This window comes from Ramlibacter alkalitolerans, assembly GCF_016722765.1.
In the GTDB taxonomy this organism is placed as follows: Bacteria; Pseudomonadota; Gammaproteobacteria; order Burkholderiales; family Burkholderiaceae_C; genus Ramlibacter; species Ramlibacter alkalitolerans.
In genome coordinates this window covers 349,025-367,248 of sequence record NZ_JAEQND010000004.1, presented here as the reverse complement: position 1 = coordinate 367,248, position 18,224 = coordinate 349,025, and the positions used below count along the sequence as shown (strand labels likewise).

The following is an 18,224-nucleotide window of genomic DNA, read 5'->3' as shown; positions in this document are numbered from 1 at the left end:
ATGTCCGTGATCCAGATCGAGCGCCACGGCGCCACCGCGGTGCTCACCCTCAACCGGCCGCAGGCGCGCAACGCCCTGGACCCCGCCCTGCGCGAGGCCCTGGGCGAAGCGGTCGCCGAGGTGCGTGACGACCCCGCCGTGCGCGCAGTCGTGCTCACCGGCGCCGGCGGCCACTTCTGCGCCGGCGGCGACGTCAAGGCCATCTCCGAGGGCGGACAGGGCCAGCGCGACATCTACGAAGGCCGCGAGCGCATCCGCCGCATCCACCGCTGGCTCGACGAGCTGGTGGACCTGGAGAAGCCGGTGATCGCCGCCGTGGACGGCGTCGCCTTCGGCGCCGGCCTGTCGGTGGCGCTGGCCGCCGACTTCGTCATCGCCTCGCCGCGGGCGAAGTTCTGCGCCGTGTTCGCGCGGCTCGGCTTCGTGCCCGACATGGGCGCCATGTACCTGCTGCCGCGCGCCATCGGCCTCGCGCGCGCCAAGGACCTGGTGTTCAGCGCCCGCGTCGTCGAGGCGCAGGAGGCACTCGACATCGGCCTCGTGCAGCAGGTCTGCACCGGTGACGTGCTGCAGTCCGCGCTGGAATTCGCCCAGCGCTTCGCGCACGCCCCGACCGAGGCCATCGGCCTGGCCAAGGGCGTGATGAACCACGCCTTCGAGTCCGAGCGCCGCACCGTCTACGTGCAGGAAGCCATGGGCCAAGCCATGGCGCGCGAAAGCGCATTCCACCAGGAGGCGGTGCGCCGCTTCCTCGCCAAGGAGGCGCCGCTGTACCAGTGGCCCGAACAGAAAACGAGATCCACCTGACATGAGCGATCCCCGTCCGGAACAGGAATACTTCGCGCACCTCGCGCAAGGGCGCTTCATGCTGCAGCGCTCGCGCGCCAGCGGCCGCTGCTTCTTCTACCCGCGCGTCGCCGCCCCGCAGACCGGCGAGCGCGACCTCGAATGGGTGCCGGCCAGCGGCCGCGGCACCGTCTACTCCACCACCATCATGCGGCCGAGGCCGCCGCAGCAGCCCTACAACGTGGTCCTGGTGGACCTGGAGGAGGGCGTCCGGGTGATGAGCCGCGTCGAGGGCGTGCCGCCCGAGGCGGTGAAGATCGGCATGCCGGTGCAGGCGCGCATCGGCATGCAGGACGAGAAACCCATCCTGCTGTTCGACCCGGTGGGGGTGCGCTCGTGAGCCGCGACCTGTTCCCCCGCGGCAAGACCGCCATCGTCGGCGCTGCCACCTACGGCATGGGCGAGGCACCGGGCCTGAGCTCCATGGACCTGGCGGTATCCGCCAGCGTACGCGCGCTCGACCAGGTCGGCCTGAAGCCGTCCGACGTCGACGGCCTGTTCATCGGCCTGCCCGACGACTTCCTTTCCGGCCTGACCTTCGCCGAGTACCTGGGCATCCAGCCGAGGCTGACCGAGAACAACCGCACCGGCGGCTCCGCCTTCCTCACCCACGCGATGTGGGCGGCGCTGGCCATCGAGGCCGGCCAGTGCGACGTGGCGCTCATCGCCTACGGCAGCAACCAGCGCACGGCGGCCGGCGGCCTGATCAGCGCGCTGCGCCCCTCGCCCTACGAAGGGCCGTACAAGCTGGGCCGGCCGGTCGGCGCCTACGCGCTGGCGGCGGCGCGCTACATGCACCAGTACGGCCTGAAGCGCGAGCAGCTCGGCGAAGTGGCGATCGCGGCGCGCCGCTGGGCGCAACGCAATCCCGACGCGTTCATGCGCGACCCGCTCACGATGGAGGAGTACCTGAAGTCGCGCATGGTGTCGGACCCGCTGAGCGTGCGCGATTGCTGCCTGGTCACCGACGGCGCGGCCGCGGTGGTGATGGTGAGCGCGGCGCGCGCGAAGGACCTGGCGCGCCGCCCCGTGTACCTGCTGGGCGCAGCGGCGGCGACGGACCACAAGGACATCACCTCGATGCCGGACCTGACGGTGACGGCAGCCCGCGAATCGGGTGCGCGCGCCTTCGCGCAGGCCGGCGTCAAGCCTTCGGACATCGACGTGGTGCAGCTGTACGACGCCTTCACCATCAACACGCTGCTGTTCCTGGAAGACCTGGGCTTCTGCGCCAAGGGCGAGGCCGGCGCCTTCGTGGAAGGCGGCCGCATCGCCCCCGGCGGCGCGCTGCCGGTCAACACCAACGGCGGCGGCCTGTCCTGCGTGCATCCCGGCATGTACGGCCTCTTCACGATGGTGGAGGCCACCCAACAGCTGATGGGCCTCGCCGGCGAGCGCCAGGTCGCGGATGCGCAGCTTGCGCTGGCGCACGGCAACGGCGGCGAACTCTCCAGCCAGGCCACCCTGGTGCTGGGCACCGAAGAAACCCTTTGAAGGAAACGAACATGAGCCGACAAGTGCTGGACCTGCAGGGCAGGAACATCGTGGTGACGGGCGCCGCCCAGGGCATCGGCCGCGCCATCGCCGAACTCGTGCTGGAACTCGGTGGCACCGTCACGGCCATCGACCTGAATGCGGCCGCGCTGGAGCAACTGGCCGCGCAGTCGCCGCAACGCGTGCTGGCGCTGGCCGGCAGCGTGGCCGATCCCGCTTTCGCGCAGGCCGCCGTGGAGCAAGCCGTGGCCCGTTTCGGCGCCGTGCACGGCCTCGTCAACAACGCCGGCATCACGCGCCCGGCGATGATCGAGAAGATGACGCTGGAGCAGTGGCAGCAGGTGATCGACGTGCACCTGAGCGGCTCCTTCCACTTCCTGCAGGCCGTGGGCCGCCATGCGCTGGCCCGCTCGCGCGCCGGCGACAAGAGCGGCGCGTCCATCGTCAACATCTCTTCCGATGCGGGCCGCCGCGGCACCATCGGCCAGATCAACTACGGCGCGGCCAAGGCCGGCCTGCTGGGCCTGACCATGTGCGCCGCGCGCGAATGGGCCAAGTACAACGTGCGCGTGAACACCGTCGGCTTCGGCGTCGTCGAGACGCCCATGACCGAGACCATCCGCAGCGAGAAGTTCGCCGACACCTACCTGCAGCAGATCCCGCTCGGGCGCTGGGCGCAGGCCGGCGAGGTGGCACGGCCCGTGTGCTTCCTGCTGTCCGACGCTGCCTCCTACATCACGGGGCAGCACCTGTCCGCCAACGGCGGCTACACCATCGGCACCTGATCGGAGGTTCCCGTGAGCCAGTTGCTCTCCGCGTTCCGCTACGCCGCGCTGCCCGAGGCGACCCACGCCTTCCGCGCGGAAGTGCGCGAATTCCTGCGCACCGCCTGGACGCCGCCCGCGCCGCAGGTGCGGGCCCGATCCTGGATGGGCTTCGACGCGGCCTTCAGCCGCAAGCTGGCCGAGCGGGGCTGGGTCGGGGTCACGCTGCCGAAGGAATACGGCGGCGCCAGCCTCGACGCCTTCTCCCGCTTCGTGCTGGTGGAGGAACTGCTGGCCGCCGGCGCGCCCGTGTCGGCGCACTGGATCGCCGACCGGCAGAGCGGTCCGCTGATCAACAAGTTCGGCAGCGAGGCGCAGCGCCGCTTCTACCTGTCCAGGATCGCCCGCGCCGAGGCCTTCTTCTGCATCGGCATGAGCGAGCCGAATGCCGGTTCGGACCTGGCGAGCGTCGGCACCCGCGCGACCCGCGTCGAGGGCGGCTGGCGCCTGAACGGCCGCAAGATCTGGACGACCAACGCCCACCACTGCCACTACATGATCGCGCTGGTGCGCTCCTCGGGCGAGCCGGCCGACCGGCACAAGGGCCTGTCGCAGTTCATCGTGGATCTCTCGCTGCCCGGCGTGACGGTGCGGCCGATCCGCGACCTCGCTGGCGACGCCCACTTCAACGAAGTCTTCTTCGACAACGTGCTGCTGGCGGAAGACGCCTTGATCGGCAACGAGGGCAGCGGCTGGGAGCAGGTGAACGCGGAACTGGCGTTCGAGCGCAGCGGCCCCGAGCGCATCTACTCCAGCATCGTGCTGCTGGAGCACTGGCTGGCGTGCCTGCGCGCGAGCCCCGATGCGGCCCGCCACGCGGCCACCCTGGGCCGCTTCGCCACGCACCTCGCCACCCTGCGCAATCTCTCCATCGCCGTCACGACCAAGCTGGTGCGCGGCGAGAGCCCCATCGTCGAGGCGGCGCTGGTGAAGGACATCGGCACCACCTTCGAGCAGGAGATCCCCTCCGTGCTCGAGGCGGTGCTGGGCGCGGAACCGTCCGCCGAGGTGGATGCGGACCTGCTGGCCACGGTGGCCTACCTGGTGCAGGTGGCGCCCACCTTTTCGCTGCGCGGCGGCACCCGCGAAATCCTGCGCGGAATGATCGCCCGCGGCCTGGGCCTGCGCTAGGAGGAGGAACGACCATGTTTGCAGAAGCCATCGAAGACATCCTGCGCGACCAGTGCACGCCTGCCGCGGTGCGCACCATCGAGGCCGGCGGCTCGCCGGCCGCCCTGTGGGAAGCGCTGGCCGGCGCCGGCTTCCTGGACCTGCTGCTGCCTGAAGATGCCGGCGGTGCCGGGCTTCCGCTGCCCGAGCTGTACCCCGTGCTGGCGCACTTCGGGCGCTACGCCGTGCCGCTGCCGATCGGCCAGGCCATCGCCGCCCGGGCGCTCGTCGCCCCCGGCACCAGCCTGCCGGCCGGCCTGCTGACGCTGGCCCCGGCCCTGCGCCGGAGCGCCGATGGGAGCATCGCCTGCCCGCTGGTGCCCTTCGGCACGCTCGCGCAGCACGTGCTCGCCGCGGACGGCGACCAGCTGCTGCTGCTGTCCGGCGCGAGCGCACAGCGCAGCGCCGCGGGCGTGCACCACAGCCAGGTCGCGACGCTCACGTGGCGCGACGCCCGCGAGGCCGAACGCCTGCCCGGCGACGCCGCGGCGCTGGCCCCGCTTGCCGCCGCCCTGCATGCGGCGCTGCTCGCCGGTGCGATGACGCGGGTGTTCGAGATGACCCTGCAGTACTGCAACGACCGCGTGCAGTTCGGCAAGTCGCTCGGCAAGTTCCAGGCCATCCAGCACCAGCTCAGCGTGATGGCCGAACTGGTGGCAGCCGCCTCGATGGCGGCCGAAGCCGCGTTCCAGGCCGACGGCCGCACGCCGCGCCTGCTGCCGGCCGCGGTCGCCAAGGCCCGCGCCAGCGAAGCCGTGGTCGCCGTGGCCAACACCGCCCACGCGCTGCACGGCGCCATCGGCGTGACCGAGGAATACGACCTGCAGCTGCTCACGCGGCGGCTGCACGAGTGGCGCATGGCGCACGGCTCCGAGGACCACTGGAACCGCATCGTCGGCGAGCGGCTGCTCGCCGCCGACACCAGCCTGGCGGAATTCGTGCGCACCGCCTGATCAGTTCAACGAGACGAGGAGACCCGATGAAACGCATCCCCTTCCTGCTGGCCACTGCCGCACTGGCGCTGGGCGCCATCGCCCCTGGCGCCACCGCGCTGGCCCAGGACTTCCCCAGCCGGCCGATCAAGTTCGTGGTGCCTTTCCCGCCCGGCAGCGGCACCGACACCTCGGCCCGCTACTTCGGCCGCAAGCTGACCGAGATGACGGGCCAGCCGGTGGTGGTGGAGAACAAGCCCGGCGGCAACGGCTTCATCGCGGTGCAGAACGTGCTGGCCGCGCCGGCCGACGGCTACACGGTGTTCGTCGGCAGCAATTCGACGCTGGCCGTCAATGTGGCGCTGTTCAAGAAGCTGCCGTACAACCCGCAGGCCGACTTCGCGCCGCTGTCGATGATGATGCGCGCGCCCACGGTGATCGTGGTGCCGCCGCAGTCGCCGTACAAGACCCTGGCCGACCTGATCGCCGCCGCCAAGGCGCAGCCGGGCAAGCTCAATCACGGCGGCGGCTCCGCCGGCTACCAGCTGATGAACGAGGCGCTGAACGACCGCGCCGGCATCGACATCCGCAACGTGCCGTTCAAGGGCGCCTCGGAAGCGCTCACCGCCGTGGCGTCCGGCACCGTCGATGTCGCCTTCGCCGACATCACCGCCTCCACCGAGCTGATCAAGTCCGGCAAGCTGCGTGCGCTCGCGGTGGCTTCCGACCGGCGCGCGTCGGCGCTGCCTTCGGTGCCGCACATGGGCGAGGCGGGGCTGCCCGGCTACGGCGCCTACGTGTGGGTGGGTGCGATGGTCCCGGCGAAGACGCCCAAGGCCGAGACCGCGAAGCTCGCGACGCTGCTCGCGCAGATCGAGCGGCTGCCCGAGACGCGCGAGTTCTACGAGAAGATCGGCGCGGAGACGATGCAGGGCGGCGCCGACGAGATGCGCCGCTTCCAGGCCGACGAGATCGCGCTGTGGAAGCGCATCGCCACCAAGGCGAACGTGCAGCAGGAATGAACGACCACGATCCCGAGGAGACCCGCATGAACCGCATTCCCCAGCAGCGCAGCCGCCTGCGCATCCTGGCCGCCGTGGCCGCTGCCGCCACCCTGGCCTGCGCCGGTGCGCCCGCGCTGGCGCAAGCGTGGCCGGCCAAGCCGATCACGATGGTCGTGCCCTTCCCGCCGGGCGGTCCCACCGACCTCGTGGCGCGCGTGCTGGCCCAGAAGATCGGCGAGCAGCTCGGGCAGAACGTGGTCGTCGACAACAAGGGTGGCGCCAACGGCAACATCGGCGCCATGGCCGTGGCCCGCGCGCCCGCCGACGGCTACACGATCCTGTACAACACCTCGTCGATCACGCTCAGCCCCGCGCTGTACAAGTCGCTGAGCTACGACGTGGAGAAGGACTTCGCGCCGGTGGCGCTCACGGCGGTGGTGCCGCTGGCGCTGGTGGTGCATCCGAGCGTGCCGGCGAACACCGTGCAGGAGTTCGTGGCCTACGCCAAGGCGCATCCGGGCAAGCTGACCTACGGCTCGGCCGGCAACGGCAACGTGACGCACCTGGGCGCCTTCCAGTTCGTGCAGGCCCACGGCATCGACGCCGTGCATGCACCCTTCAAGGGCAGCGCGCCGGCCGACCTCGCCCTGGTGAGCGGCGACATTCAGTTCCTGACGGATACCGTCAACTCGGTGATCGGCTTCGTGAAGGAAAAGCGGATGAAGATGCTCGCCGTCACGACGGCCAAGCGCATGTCCCTGTTCCCCGACGTGCCCACGCTGGCCGAGTCGGGCATGCCGGGCTTCGAGACGGGCGCCTGGCAGGGGATCATGGTCCCGGCAGCCACGCCGAAGCCGGTTGTCGAGCGCCTCAATGCGGCGGTCGTGAAGGCCCTGCAGAGCCCCGACGTGCGCGCCAAGCTCGCCGTGCAGGGCGCCGAGCCGCTCGGCTCCACGCCGGCCGAATACGGTGCCTACGTGAAGAAGGAACTGGCGCGCTGGGCCAAGGTGGTCAAGGCCTCCGGCGTCACCATCGAGTGAGCTCGCCCATGCTGCCCCTGCAAGGCATCCGCGTGCTGGACCTCAGCGCCGTGGTGCTGGGGCCGTACGCGAGCCAGAACCTGGCCGACTACGGCGCCGACGTGATCAAGGTGGAGCCCCCGGAGGGCGATTCCACCCGCCGCACCGGGCCGGGCGCGGAGCACGGCATGGGCGCCGTGTTCCTGGGCGTCAACCGCGGCAAGCGCAGCATCGTGCTGGACCTGAAGCAGCCCACCGACCGCGAGGCGCTGCTGCGCCTGGTCGACCAGGCCGACGTCTTCATGCACAGCATCCGGCCGCAGAAGCTCGCCCCGCTCGGGCTCGACCCCGACACGCTGCGGGCGCGCAACCCGCGGCTGGTGTACGCGGGCCTGCATGGCTTCGGCGAGGACGGTCCCTACGGCGGCCTGCCGGCGTACGACGACATCATCCAGGGCCTCTCCGGCTGCGCGGCCCTGATGGAGCGGCAGGGCGGCACGCCGGTGTACTTCCCCACCATCGCGGCGGACAAGACCTGCGGCCTGGTGGCCACGCACGCGATCCTCGCCGCGTTGTTCGCGCGCGAACGCACGGGGCAGGGCGCCTACGTGGAGGTGCCGATGTTCGAATCCATGACCGCCTTCAACCTGGTGGAGCACCTGTTCGGGCACCACTTCGAGCCGCCGCGCGCCGGCTGCGGCTATCCGCGCGTGCTGGCGGCGCACCGGCGCCCCTACCGCACGGCGGACGGCTACCTGTGCGTGATGCCGTACACCGACGCGCACTGGCAGCGCTTCTTCGCGGAAGCGGGCCGGCCCGACGCTGCCGCCGACGCGCGCTTCGCCACCATGGCGGACCGCACCCGCAACATTGAAGCGCTGTATGCGCTGGCGGCGGAGATCCTGGCGACCCGCAGCAGCGCACAGTGGCTGGAAGCCTGCGCGCGGCTGGAGATTCCCGCGGCGCGGGTGAACCGGCTGGAGGACCTGGAAGCCGACCCGCACCTGCAGGCCACCGGCTTCTTCCGCGAGCATGCCGACCCCGAGCTGGGCCGGCTGCGCTTCACCGCGCCGCCGGTTCGCCTGGACCGGCAGGCGCTGCCCGTGGGCATGGCGCCGCGCCTGGGCGAACATACGCAGCAGGTGCTGCGCGAAGCCGGCATCGAAAGGACGCTATGAGCGAGCACGACAAGCTGCCCCTGCTGGGGCAGGGCTTCCATTTCCAGGACCTCCAGGTCGGCCAGCGCATGCGCACCTACCGCCGCACCGTGACGGAGGCCGATCTGGTGAACTTCATCAGCGTCACCGGCATGCTGGAGATGATTTTCATCGATGCCGAGGGCGCGGCCAGCGGCATCGGCGGGCGGCCGGTGCCGGCGGCGCTCACCTACACGCTGATCGAAGGCTTCATCCTGCAGACGATGATCCAGGGCACGGGGCTGGCGATGCTGGAGCTGACGCAGCAGGTCCACAAGCCGGTGCGCGTCAACGACACGATCCATGCCGTTGTCACCGTGACCGGCATCCGCCCGACCTCGAAAGGCAACCGCGCGGTGGTGGATTCCAGGGTGGAAGTCCTGAACCAGCGCGACGAGCTGGTGATGACGTATACGGCCAAGAGGCTGCTGGCGGGCAGGGAGGGCTGATCTCGCGGGCGCGTGAAGCCGGTCGTCCGGCGGGTCAGGCGTGCTCGGAAAACAGGGACAGGCGCCGGACGGCCGGCGCGGCCGGATCGACCAGCAGCCCCCGCACGGCGCAGCCGGCGAGCACGCGCGCGATCTCCTCCACCGCTTGTGGCGACTGCAGCCGCCGCTGGCTGTACCAGACGGTCGCCCAGTTCATCGCGCCGAAGAAGGGCTTGGTCAGCAGCTTCGGGGGCAGGTCCACCACCACGCCGTCGCGGATCGCCTGGTCGATCACCTCGGCGAACAGCTGCTCGTAGTCGTCGCGCAGCTTGAGCACCGCCCGCAACTGCCGCAGCGCCGCCACGCCGGCGAACAGGTGCCGCTCCAGGCCCTGCACGGCCACCTTCTGCATCGGCAGGTCCGTCAGCAGGATCTCGGTGTGGCGCAGCGCCATGGCGGCCAGGCGCTCCAGCGCCGGCTGCTTGCCCATGGCGAGCGGCTCGACGCCTTCCAGCAGGCGCTGCATCGCGGCCGTCTGGATGTCGAAGAACAGGTCCGCCTTGCTGCCGTAGTAGTGGTAGATGTGGCCCTTGGTGGCGCCGAGCGACTCGGCGACGGCGTCGATCGAAGTCGCGGCGTAGCCGAACTGCATGAACAGTTCGGCGGCTGCGCGGAGGATCTCGCCGCGCGAGTCCGCCTTGCCGGGGTCGGCCTTCTTGGCGGGGGGCTTGCGTGCTTTTCCGTTCGTGGCCATCCGGTGCCAAGCATAGCCCGTGCGGTCGCGGCAGGGTCCGGGCGGACCGCGCCGCGCACGGACAGGCTCAATCCACCTTGATGTTCAGGCGCCGGATCAGGTCACCCCACTGCCTGCTCTGTTGCTGCGTCAGTTCCAGCAGCTCCGAGGGCGAGCTCGATTTCGCCTCGTTGCCGATCTTCTGCATCGCCTCGCGGAAGGAGGCGGAGGTGGTGATCTTGCGCAGCGCCACGTTGAGCTTGTCCACCACCGGCTTGGGCGTGCCCGCCGGCGCGAACACCGCGTACCAGGTTTCGCCGTTGATCTCGGGGTGGCCCAGCTCCTTGAAGGTGGGCACGTTGGGCATCAGCGGCTGCCGCTCCGGGCTCAGCACCGCGAGCGCGCGGTACTGGCCCGCGTTGACGTTGGGCACCGCGCTGGTCAGCGCCTCCACGTTCGAATCCACCACGCCGGCGATCATGTCCATGGTGGCCGGCGCCGCGCCCTTGTAGTGCACCTGGGCCATCTTGATGTCCAGCCCGGTGGCGACCAGCTCGCCCAGCAGGTGCACCATGCTGCCCTGCCCGTTGGTGGCGTTGTTGATCTTGCCGGGATGCGCCTTCGCGTAGGCGACGAATTCCTGCATCGTCTTCGCGGGGAAGTCCTTCTTCACGACGAAGGCGAAGGGCACGCTGCAGACGGCGGCGACCGGCTCGAAGTCGGCCAGCTTGTACTGCAGCTTGTCGTTCAGGTGCGGGACCACGGTGAAGGTCGTGCCGGCCGACAGCAGCAGCGTGTAGCCGTCCTTCTGCGCGCGGGCCACGGCGGTGGCGCCGATCGCCGTGGCGGCGCCGGCCTTGTTCTCCGCCACGAAGGGCTGGCCCAGCTCCTCCTGCAGGCGCTTGGCGAGCTGGCGTCCTACGACGTCGCTGGTGCCGCCGGGCGGATACGGAATGACGAGCGTCACCGGCCGCGCGGGCCAGTTGGCGGCGTCTTGCGCCAGGGCTGCGGCGGGAAAGACGGCGGCGAGCGCCAGGGCGGCCAGCGCGCGGCGCCGGATTCGGGTTTGCATCGGTGTCTCCTTTGGGTTTGTCGGGATCTCAGACCGTGGCCACCGGCGTCGCCGGGGAGCCCACCGCGCCGGGCAGGCGCAGGGGCGGCGCGGTCAGCAGGAAGCTCGAGCGGCCGTGGCTGCGCAGCCAGGACGCCAGTTCGCCGTAGTACCAGAGCTCGCCCAGGTTCAGGCCCAGCTTGAACAGGCAGTGCTCGTGCAGCGGCAGGGCCGCGTAGTGCTCGCCTTCGCCGGGGCGGGCGGGGTAGCCTTCCACGGCGAAGTTGTCGGCGCAGATCGCCACGATGCCGGAGTCGGTGATCCACTGCAGCAGCTTCTCGTCGCGGCCGTCCAGGACGGCGCAGGAGCGCGCGAGCAGCTCGGTGTCGGGGTCCTTCTTCATCTCCAGCACCAGGTCGGCGAAGCCGGTGTAGAGGCACAGGAAGTCGCCGGGCTCCACGCTCGCCTTCTGGGCCTCCAGGGCGCGCATGAGGCCGTCGTAGCCGACCGACACGCGCTCGCGGCCGTGGAGGCGTTCGAGGTCGACCAGTACGCCGCGTCCCTGCACGCCCGCGGCGGCGAGGCGCTCGATGCCGATGGCCTTGGCGCCGTGGCCGCCCGTGGCGTCGTCGGGGCCGATGATCTCGACGCCGGCGCGGAAGCCGTTGTAGTACACCTTCTCCGGCAGGCCGTCGCCGTTCGCGTCGAACATCTGGCCGACGTGGCCCAGCCCATCCCACTGCGTCGAGTACTGCGTGTACAGCATCACTGCGTCGTCGGAGATGACGTCGGTGAAGCAGCCGCAGACGGACGAGAGGCGAAAGTTGTAGTTGTGGCCCTGGCCGCGCCGCTCGTGGAAGAACTTCGGCTCCTTGCGGTGCTGGAACAGCTTGTTGCCGCCCGGGTAGTCCAGCGGCAGGCTGAGGCAGAAGGTGAGGCCGTGCTCCACTTCGCGGATCGCCTTCAGGCGCCGCTGCGGGGTGAGGAGGTTCATGCGCCCGACCTGGTCGTCAGGGCCGAAGTCGCCCCAGTTCGAGCCCGGCGGGCGCTGTTTCCAGCGTGCGTTTTCCATTGCTTGTCTCCTGGAAGGGTGAGGTGCTATGCGTGGGCGGCGCGCGCGAGCGCGTCGCGGTGGGCGGGATGGGCCACCGCCACGAGCGCCGCCGCACGGGCGGCCGCAGTGCCCCCGTGCAGTGCGGCGACCCCGTGTTCGGTGACGACGAAATCGACCTGGTCGGCCACCACGGTGGCGGGGCCGTCGAGGCGCGCGACGATGCTGCTCGCCGCGGCGCGGCCGGCGGTGGAGCGCAACGCCAGGATGCTCACGCCGCCGCGGGCGCGCCGCGCGCCGGTGGCGAAATCGGGCAGACCGCCCGGCAGCGAGATGCGGCGGCCGCCCGCCGTCTCCGCGTTCGCGCTGCCCTGCAGGTCGACCTGCAGCACCGAGTTGATGGCGCAGAGGCCGTCCATGGCAGCCAGCACGCGCGCGTCGTGCGTCAGCGAGCACGGGTGAAACTCGATGGCGGCGTTGCGATGCAGGAAGTCGTAGAAGGCCTGCGTGCCGCCCGCCATCGCAGTCACGCACACGCCGGGCTTCAGCCGCTTGCTGCTGTTGTCGATCGCGCCGCTTTCGATCAGCGGGCGCACGGCGCTGGTGATCACGCCACTGTGCAGCCCGAGGTGGCGCAGGTGGCCGAGGCTGCCCAGCACCCGGTCCGGCAGCGCGCCTATTCCCGCCTGCAGCACCGCGCCGTCGCGCACCAGGCCCGCGACGTTGCGGGCGATCTGCTCGTCGACCGCATCGGCTGCGGCCGGGGCCAGGTCCTGCGGCGGCTCGGTGGCGTCCATGCACCAGTCGATCGCCGAGGCGGCCAGCAGCGTGTCGCCGGTGGTGCGCGGCATGCGCGGGTTCACCTCGGCGACCACCAGCGGCCGCTGCGCCAGCACGGCGCGCATGTAGTCGACGGACACGCCCAGCGAGACGTGGCCGGTCGCGTCGGGCGGGCTCACCTGCAGCAGCAGCACGTCGGCGCGCCATTCGCCGGCGTCGAACAGCGGCGGGATGGCGGACAGCGGATGCCGCAGCGCGCGGGCCCGGCCCGCATCCAGCGCGGCGCGCAGGCCCTTGCCGGGGAAGAAGGTGTACAGCTCCAGATGGGAGGCCGGTTCCGGGTCGGCGTAGGGTGCATGCCCCATCGGCATCATCGCCACCACGCGCGGGCGGCGCATGGCGCCCGCGTGCTGCGCCAGCGCGCGAGCCAGGCCGCGCGGCTCGGCGAAGCCGCTGTGCAGCACGATCGTCGCGCCGGCCGGCAGGCTCGCGAACAGCGCGCCGGGGTCCTGCAAGGGCTTCATGCAGTCCAGCCGTGCCTCACGACTCGCGCCGGATGACCATGGCGGTCGTCACGCCGCCGCCGCCGCAGATGCCGGCCACGCCGAACTCCTTGCCGTTGCGGCGCAGGATCGCGTCCAGCGTGATCAGGAGCCGGCCGCCGCTGAAGCCGGTGGGGTGGCCCAGCGCGATCGCGCCGCCCCAGACGTTCACGCGCTCGCGGTTCCACTGCAGCACCCGTTCGTTGGCGATGATCTGCGCGGCGAACGCCTCGTTGACCTCGATGAAATCGACGTCGCGCAGCGTCATGCCGGCGCGCTCGAGCGCCATGGGGATGCCGTAGGCGGGACCGTCGCCCATGGTGGCGGGATCGACCGCCGTCTCGGCGAACGAGAGGATGGAGAACAGCGGCTTCAGCCCGTGCGCCGCCGCCTTCTCGCGGGTGGTCAGCACGATGGCGCAGGCGGCGTCGCCCATGGTGCAGGCGTTGCCCGCGGTGACGGTGCCGTCCTTCTGGAACACGGGCTTGAGCTTCGCCAGCTTCTCGATGGTGGAGTCGGGCCGGCCGGGCTGGTCCTCGGAGAGCAGGCGACCCTCCGGGTTCTTGCGATCGGGCTCGAGGCGATACGGCACGATCTCGTCGGCGTGCCAGCCTGCCTTCTGCGCTGCGGCAGCCCGCTGCTGCGACAGCAGTGCGAAGGCGTCCTGCTCCTCGCGCGAGATGCCGTACTTGACGGCCTGGTTCTCCGCCGTCACGCCCATGCCGAAGCCGCACAGCGGGTCGATGGTGTCGGACCAGCTGTCCATCAAGGTCTTGTCGCCGGCCTTGAAGCCCTCCCAGCGGGCTCCCTTCAGCAGGTAGGGCATGGTGCTCATGGACTCCATGCCGCCGGCCAGCACGAAGCCGGCGTCGCCGGCCTGCAGTTCGCGCGCGGCGAGCATCACCGTCTTCATGCCGGACGGACAGGCCATGTTGATGGTCACGACGGGCGAGGCGATCGGAACGCCGCCGCGGACGGCCGCGGTGCGCGCCGGGTTGGGGCCGTTGCCGGCCTGGCGGCAGTTGGCGTAGATGACCTTGTCGATGGCGGAGGGATCGACCTTGCCGCGCTCCAGGGTGGCGCGGATGATGGCCGCGCCCAGGTCGTAGGCGGGTACGTCGCGCAGCGTGCCGCCGAAGCTGCCGATGGGCGTGCGCGCGGCGGCGACGGCCACGATGTCGGTGGGTTTCGTCATGGGGTTCCTTTCAGGTGCGGTGCGGGCGCCGGGGCGCACGATGGGAGTTCATGGGCGCAGCATGTGGAGGCCGGAGCCGAGGTGCGCGGCGCCGTCGATCTGCAGCAGCTGCCCGGTGATGAGCCGGGCGGCCGGGCTGGCGAGGAAGGCCACGAGTTCGGCCACTTCCTCCGGCGTGGTGGCGCGGCCCAGGGGCGTGGCTTCGACCAGCCGGTCCAGCATGGGCTTGGCCGCTTCGTGGGCCAGGCCCTCGGTGAGCACGGCGCCGGGCCCGATGCAGTTCAGGCGGATGCCGTCGGGCGCCCACTCGAGCGCCAGGGTGCGCGTGAGCCCGAGCACGCCGGCCCGCGCGGCGATCGAATGCGCGATGCCCATCGAGCCGCGGTCCACGCCGGACAGCGAGATGTTCACCACGGCCCCGCCGCGTGCCTGCAGGAACGGGTAGGCGGCCTTGGTCACCACGAAGACGGCATTGAGGTTCACGTCCAGGACCGCATCCCAGCCCTTGCGGCTGATGGCGGCGGCGGGCGCGAAGAACTGGCCGCCGGCGTTGTTGACCAGCAGGTCGATGCCGGACTCGCCGCCGGCGCGCGCGACCAGTTGCTCGATCGCCTCCGTCTCACGCACGTTGCACGGTTCGAAGCGGAAGCGGCCCGGCAGACCTTCGGCCAGGCGGCGCGTGTTCGCCAGCACCTCGGCGCGCCGGCCGGTGCCGAACACGTCCATGCCGAGGGCCAGCAGGCGCAGCGTGATGGCGCGGCCGATGCCGGAGCCGGCGCCGGTGACGAAGGCATGGCGGCCGGCCAGCAGGCCGGGACGCAGCACCTCGGTCTCGGCGGCGGCCGGGGCGGAAGGGGAGGAGGACATCCAGGAATCTCCGGGTCTTGGGCTGCTTCAGGCGTCGCGGCGGGCGCCGCCGACCGCAGGGGTGGGCGTGCGCGGCAGCCGCTGTCCATCGAGCAGCGCGGGAAACGTGGGGACGTGCTCGCCGCTGGCGAGCACCCGCGTGACCGCATCGGGCCGCCGCTGCCGCATGCGATCCAGCGCTTCGGCCGGCTCGCGCACCGCGCCAGCGGGGACCTGCAGGCGGGCCATTTCGGCCAGCACCTCGTCGCGCGTGTGCTGCAGCGTCCAGCGCTCCACCAGTGCGTCGAATTCGGGCGCGCGCGCGATGCGCTGCGCGATGGGCGCGTCCTCGGTGCAGCCGACCAGGGGCTTCAGGCGCGCCCAGTAGGCGTCGAGCCCGCCCAGCACGTAGACGTGACCGTCGGCGCAGCGGTAGATGTTCGAGGGCGCGGAGGCGCGGTCCCGGTTGCCCATGGGCCGACCGATGGCGCCGCCTTCGCCGAGCGCCAGCGCCGCCGGCCCGAGCAGGAGGTTGGCCGCCACCTCCATCATGGAGATGTCGATGACGCAGCCTTGCCGCGCGGGATCGAGCATCGCCATCGCGCAGGACATGCCCGCGACCAGCCCGCAGGCCATGTCCACCGGCCAGCCCGTGGCCAGCCGCGGCGAGCCGTCCTCGTCGCCATTCAGCAGCGCGAAGCCGGACTCGCACTGGGCGACCGTGTCCATGCAGGGGCGCGGATCGTCCTGGCCGTAGCCGGAGATGAGCGTGATCACGAGCCGCGGGAAGCGCCCGCGCAGCGTCGGCCCGTCGAGGCCCAGCGTCTTCAGCGAGGCCGGCGCGAGGTTGCAGACGAAGGCGTCGGCCTGCGCCAGCCAGTCGTCGAGCCGGCGGCGCTGCGCCGGATCGCGCAGGTCGAGCACGCGGCTTTCCTTGCCGCAGTTGAAGCTGCGCGTGTAGTAGCTGCCGAAGCCGTTGCCCGGCAGCGTGCGCGAGCCGTCGCCCTGCGGCGATTCGACCTTGATCACTTCCGCGCCGTAGTCGGCGAGGTACATCGCGGCCGAGGGGCCGGCGATGAACTGCGACAGATCGATCACGCGCTTGCCGGCCAGCGGCCGGGGCAGGCTGCGCACGCCGGCTTCAGGCATGGAGGACCCGCTTGGCCTTGTGCACCGTGCGCGGCAGCGTCCCGGGCTCCAGCACCTCGACGTGGAAGCGCACCTGCAGTTTCTCGCGCAAGCGCTGCGCCAGGCGCTCGCCCACGTCGGCCGGCGCGCCGCTTTCGCGTTCCACGCGCAGCTTCACGCCGGTGAGGAAGTTCGTCTTCGGGTCCTTGACGCTGTCGTCGATCACCAGCACGTACTCGTTGGTGAGCCCGGGGAAGGCGCGCACGATGTCCTCGACGGCGGTCGGGAACAGGTTCACGCCCTTGATGATCAGCATGTCGTCGGCGCGCCCCAGCACGCCGCCGGCGAGGCGCGCATGCGTGCGGCCATCGGCGGCGGGCCGGGTGTCGCGCACCACCACGTCGCCGGTCCACCAGCGCACCAGCGGGCAGGCCTCCTTGTCCAGGTGCGTGATCACCAGCACGCCGCGCTCGCCGTCGGCCACCGGTTCGTGCGTTTCCGGATGCACGACCTCCACGTAGATGAAGTCCTCGGCCAGGGTCGGGCCGATCTTGGCCGCCGTGTCCCAGGCGATCGGCTGGCACTCGAGCGCGCCGTAGCAATCGAACATGGGCGCGCCCCACTGCGCTTCCAGCCGCTCGCGCGTGCCGGGGATGCTGCCGCCGGGCTCGCCGCCCACGCAGACCATCTTCACCTTCGACTTGGTCAGGTCCCGCCCCAGCTTGGCGGCGGCTTCGGCCACGTGGGCCATGAAGGATGGCGTGCCGATCACGCACTGCGAGCCGTACTGGAAGATCGTGTCGATCTGGCGCTCGGTGTCGCCGGACGAAGCGGGGATCACCAGCGCGCCGACGTGCTGCGCAGCGAGCGTGGCCCCGAGGCCGCCGACGAACCAGGCGTAGTTGAACATGCACTGGAACACGTCGCCCCGGCGCAGGCCCTGCGCGTACAGGTAGCGCGCGTACAGGTCGGCCCAGCGCTCGATGTCGGCACCGCTCCACAGCACGGGCGCGGGACGCGCCGTGGTGCCGGAGGAGAAGTGCACCCGCACCGCCTCGCCCGGCTTGACGGCCGCCAGCGAACCGAAGGGCGGCTCGGCCTCGAGCCCGGCCACGTAGTCGGACTTGCGCGTGAAGGGCAGGCGCCGCAGGTCGGCAAAGCTGCGCAGGTCGCCGGCGCGGAAGCCGCATTCGGCGAACACGCGCCGGTAGTGGTTGCTGCGCTCGCCGACCCGGGCGAGCTGGCGCTTGAGCGCCTGGAGCTGGAACGCCTCGATCCGGTCGCGCGACCAGGTCTCGACTTCATCCCAGATCGTGTCGGAGTACGGCTGCTTGCCGGGCTGATCCATGGTTCGGGTCCTTCAGGAGCCCCCGCATCGCGCAGGCCGCGAGCATGTGGGCGATATCGTTGATGGCTTCGGCGCCCTGCAGCCGCCGCTGGCTGTACCAGACGGTCGCCCAGTTCATGGCGCCGAAGAAAGGCTTGGTGGCGAGCTGCGGCGGCAGGTCGATCAGCGCCCCGGCGCGGATGCCCTGGTCGATCACTTCGGCGAACAGCGCTTCGTAGTCGTCGCGCATGCGGATCACCGAACGCAGGCGCCGGACCGCGGCCCCGAGCGGGTGGCGCTCCAGGCCCTGCACCGCCACCTTCTGCATCGGCAGCTCGGTCAGCAGGATCTGCGTGTGCCGCAGCGCCATGGCCGCGAGCCGTTCCACAGGCGTGCCCGGCCCGCGCGCGATCGGCTCCACCTCCTGCTGCAGCCGGCTCATGGCCGTTGCCTGCACGTCGAAGTACAGGTCCGCCTTGCTGCGGTAATGGTGGTAGATGCGCCCCTTGGTCGAACCGAGCCGCTCCGCCACCGCATCCAGCGAGGTAGCGGCATAACCGAACTCCATGAACACCTCGGCTGCGGCGCGCAGGATCTCCTCGCGCGAGTCGCTCGCCGACTGCCTCGTGCTCACGGATGCGGAAGGGGCGGCCACGGC

The 18,224-nt window shown here is 71.2% G+C and carries 19 protein-coding genes; 10 read left to right on the top strand and 9 right to left on the bottom strand.

Annotated features, from left to right (window positions below):
• Genes JI746_RS09220 through JI746_RS09175 form a run of 10 tightly spaced genes read left to right on the top strand, consistent with a single transcriptional unit; the run spans position 1 to position 8,934 of the window.
• A complete protein-coding gene (locus tag JI746_RS09220) occupies positions 1-807 on the top strand; it encodes an enoyl-CoA hydratase/isomerase family protein (protein WP_201688735.1) in 807 nt (268 codons plus the stop codon).
• Between the two features lies 1 nt (position 808).
• Positions 809-1,186, top strand: a complete 378-nt coding sequence (locus JI746_RS09215) for a Zn-ribbon domain-containing OB-fold protein (protein WP_201688734.1) — start codon at positions 809-811, stop codon at positions 1,184-1,186.
• A 56-nt stretch (positions 1,187-1,242) separates the two neighbouring features.
• Positions 1,243-2,340, top strand: a complete 1,098-nt coding sequence (locus tag JI746_RS09210) for a thiolase (RefSeq protein WP_236599725.1) — start codon at positions 1,243-1,245, stop codon at positions 2,338-2,340.
• 11 nt (positions 2,341-2,351) lie between these two features.
• Positions 2,352-3,125, top strand: a complete 774-nt coding sequence (locus JI746_RS09205) for an SDR family NAD(P)-dependent oxidoreductase (RefSeq protein WP_201688729.1) — start codon at positions 2,352-2,354, stop codon at positions 3,123-3,125.
• Between the two features lie 12 nt (positions 3,126-3,137).
• Positions 3,138-4,295, top strand: a complete 1,158-nt coding sequence (locus JI746_RS09200; protein ID WP_201688728.1) for an acyl-CoA dehydrogenase family protein — start codon at positions 3,138-3,140, stop codon at positions 4,293-4,295.
• Positions 4,296-4,309: 14 nt separating this feature from the next.
• Complete coding sequence (locus JI746_RS09195) at positions 4,310-5,287, top strand: acyl-CoA dehydrogenase family protein (RefSeq protein WP_201688723.1); 978 nt, start codon at positions 4,310-4,312, stop codon at positions 5,285-5,287.
• Between the two features lie 26 nt (positions 5,288-5,313).
• Positions 5,314-6,288, top strand: coding sequence for a Bug family tripartite tricarboxylate transporter substrate binding protein (locus JI746_RS09190; RefSeq protein WP_201688721.1), 975 nt, complete (start codon positions 5,314-5,316; stop codon positions 6,286-6,288).
• A gap of 26 nt (positions 6,289-6,314) precedes the next feature.
• Positions 6,315-7,310, top strand: coding sequence for a Bug family tripartite tricarboxylate transporter substrate binding protein (locus tag JI746_RS09185; RefSeq protein WP_201688719.1), 996 nt, complete (start codon positions 6,315-6,317; stop codon positions 7,308-7,310).
• A gap of 8 nt (positions 7,311-7,318) precedes the next feature.
• On the top strand, positions 7,319-8,467 hold the full coding sequence (locus JI746_RS09180; RefSeq protein WP_201688717.1) for a CaiB/BaiF CoA transferase family protein: 1,149 nt from the start codon (positions 7,319-7,321) through the stop codon (positions 8,465-8,467).
• Positions 8,464-8,934: a MaoC family dehydratase gene (locus JI746_RS09175; RefSeq protein ID WP_201688715.1), complete on the top strand. Its 471-nt coding sequence runs from the start codon at positions 8,464-8,466 to the stop codon at positions 8,932-8,934. The genes JI746_RS09180 and JI746_RS09175 overlap by 4 nt, the downstream gene beginning before the upstream one ends.
• Positions 8,935-8,968: 34 nt before the next feature.
• Here JI746_RS09175 and JI746_RS09170 read toward each other — a convergent pair whose 3' ends face one another.
• The 9 genes from JI746_RS09170 to JI746_RS09130 form a co-directional block, all read right to left on the bottom strand.
• Entirely contained in the window at positions 8,969-9,667 is a 699-nt protein-coding gene (locus tag JI746_RS09170; protein ID WP_201688713.1) for a TetR/AcrR family transcriptional regulator, read from the bottom strand.
• 67 nt (positions 9,668-9,734) lie between these two features.
• The gene (locus JI746_RS09165; RefSeq protein ID WP_201688712.1) at positions 9,735-10,718 is read right to left on the bottom strand and encodes a Bug family tripartite tricarboxylate transporter substrate binding protein; all 984 of its coding nucleotides are present in this window, start codon (positions 10,716-10,718) and stop codon (positions 9,735-9,737) included.
• 28 nt (positions 10,719-10,746) lie between these two features.
• A complete protein-coding gene (locus JI746_RS09160) occupies positions 10,747-11,769 on the bottom strand; it encodes a cyclase family protein (RefSeq protein ID WP_201688711.1) in 1,023 nt (340 codons plus the stop codon).
• Positions 11,770-11,795: 26 nt separating this feature from the next.
• A complete protein-coding gene (locus JI746_RS09155; protein ID WP_201688706.1) occupies positions 11,796-13,052 on the bottom strand; it encodes an acetyl-CoA hydrolase/transferase family protein in 1,257 nt (418 codons plus the stop codon).
• A 16-nt stretch (positions 13,053-13,068) separates the two neighbouring features.
• Positions 13,069-14,265: a thiolase family protein gene (locus tag JI746_RS09150; RefSeq protein ID WP_201688704.1), complete on the bottom strand. Its 1,197-nt coding sequence runs from the start codon at positions 14,263-14,265 to the stop codon at positions 13,069-13,071.
• A gap of 48 nt (positions 14,266-14,313) precedes the next feature.
• The gene (locus JI746_RS09145) at positions 14,314-15,132 is read right to left on the bottom strand and encodes an SDR family NAD(P)-dependent oxidoreductase (RefSeq protein ID WP_201688703.1); all 819 of its coding nucleotides are present in this window, start codon (positions 15,130-15,132) and stop codon (positions 14,314-14,316) included.
• 27 nt (positions 15,133-15,159) lie between these two features.
• Entirely contained in the window at positions 15,160-16,260 is a 1,101-nt protein-coding gene (locus JI746_RS09140; RefSeq protein WP_201688701.1) for a CoA transferase, read from the bottom strand.
• Positions 16,253-17,587 (bottom strand): phenylacetate--CoA ligase family protein, encoded by a 1,335-nt coding sequence (locus JI746_RS09135; RefSeq protein ID WP_201688699.1) that lies wholly within the window; start codon positions 17,585-17,587, stop codon positions 16,253-16,255. The genes JI746_RS09140 and JI746_RS09135 overlap by 8 nt, the downstream gene beginning before the upstream one ends.
• A complete protein-coding gene (locus JI746_RS09130; protein ID WP_330892974.1) occupies positions 17,541-18,221 on the bottom strand; it encodes a TetR/AcrR family transcriptional regulator in 681 nt (226 codons plus the stop codon). The genes JI746_RS09135 and JI746_RS09130 overlap by 47 nt, the downstream gene beginning before the upstream one ends.
• Positions 18,222-18,224 lie beyond the last annotated feature (3 nt).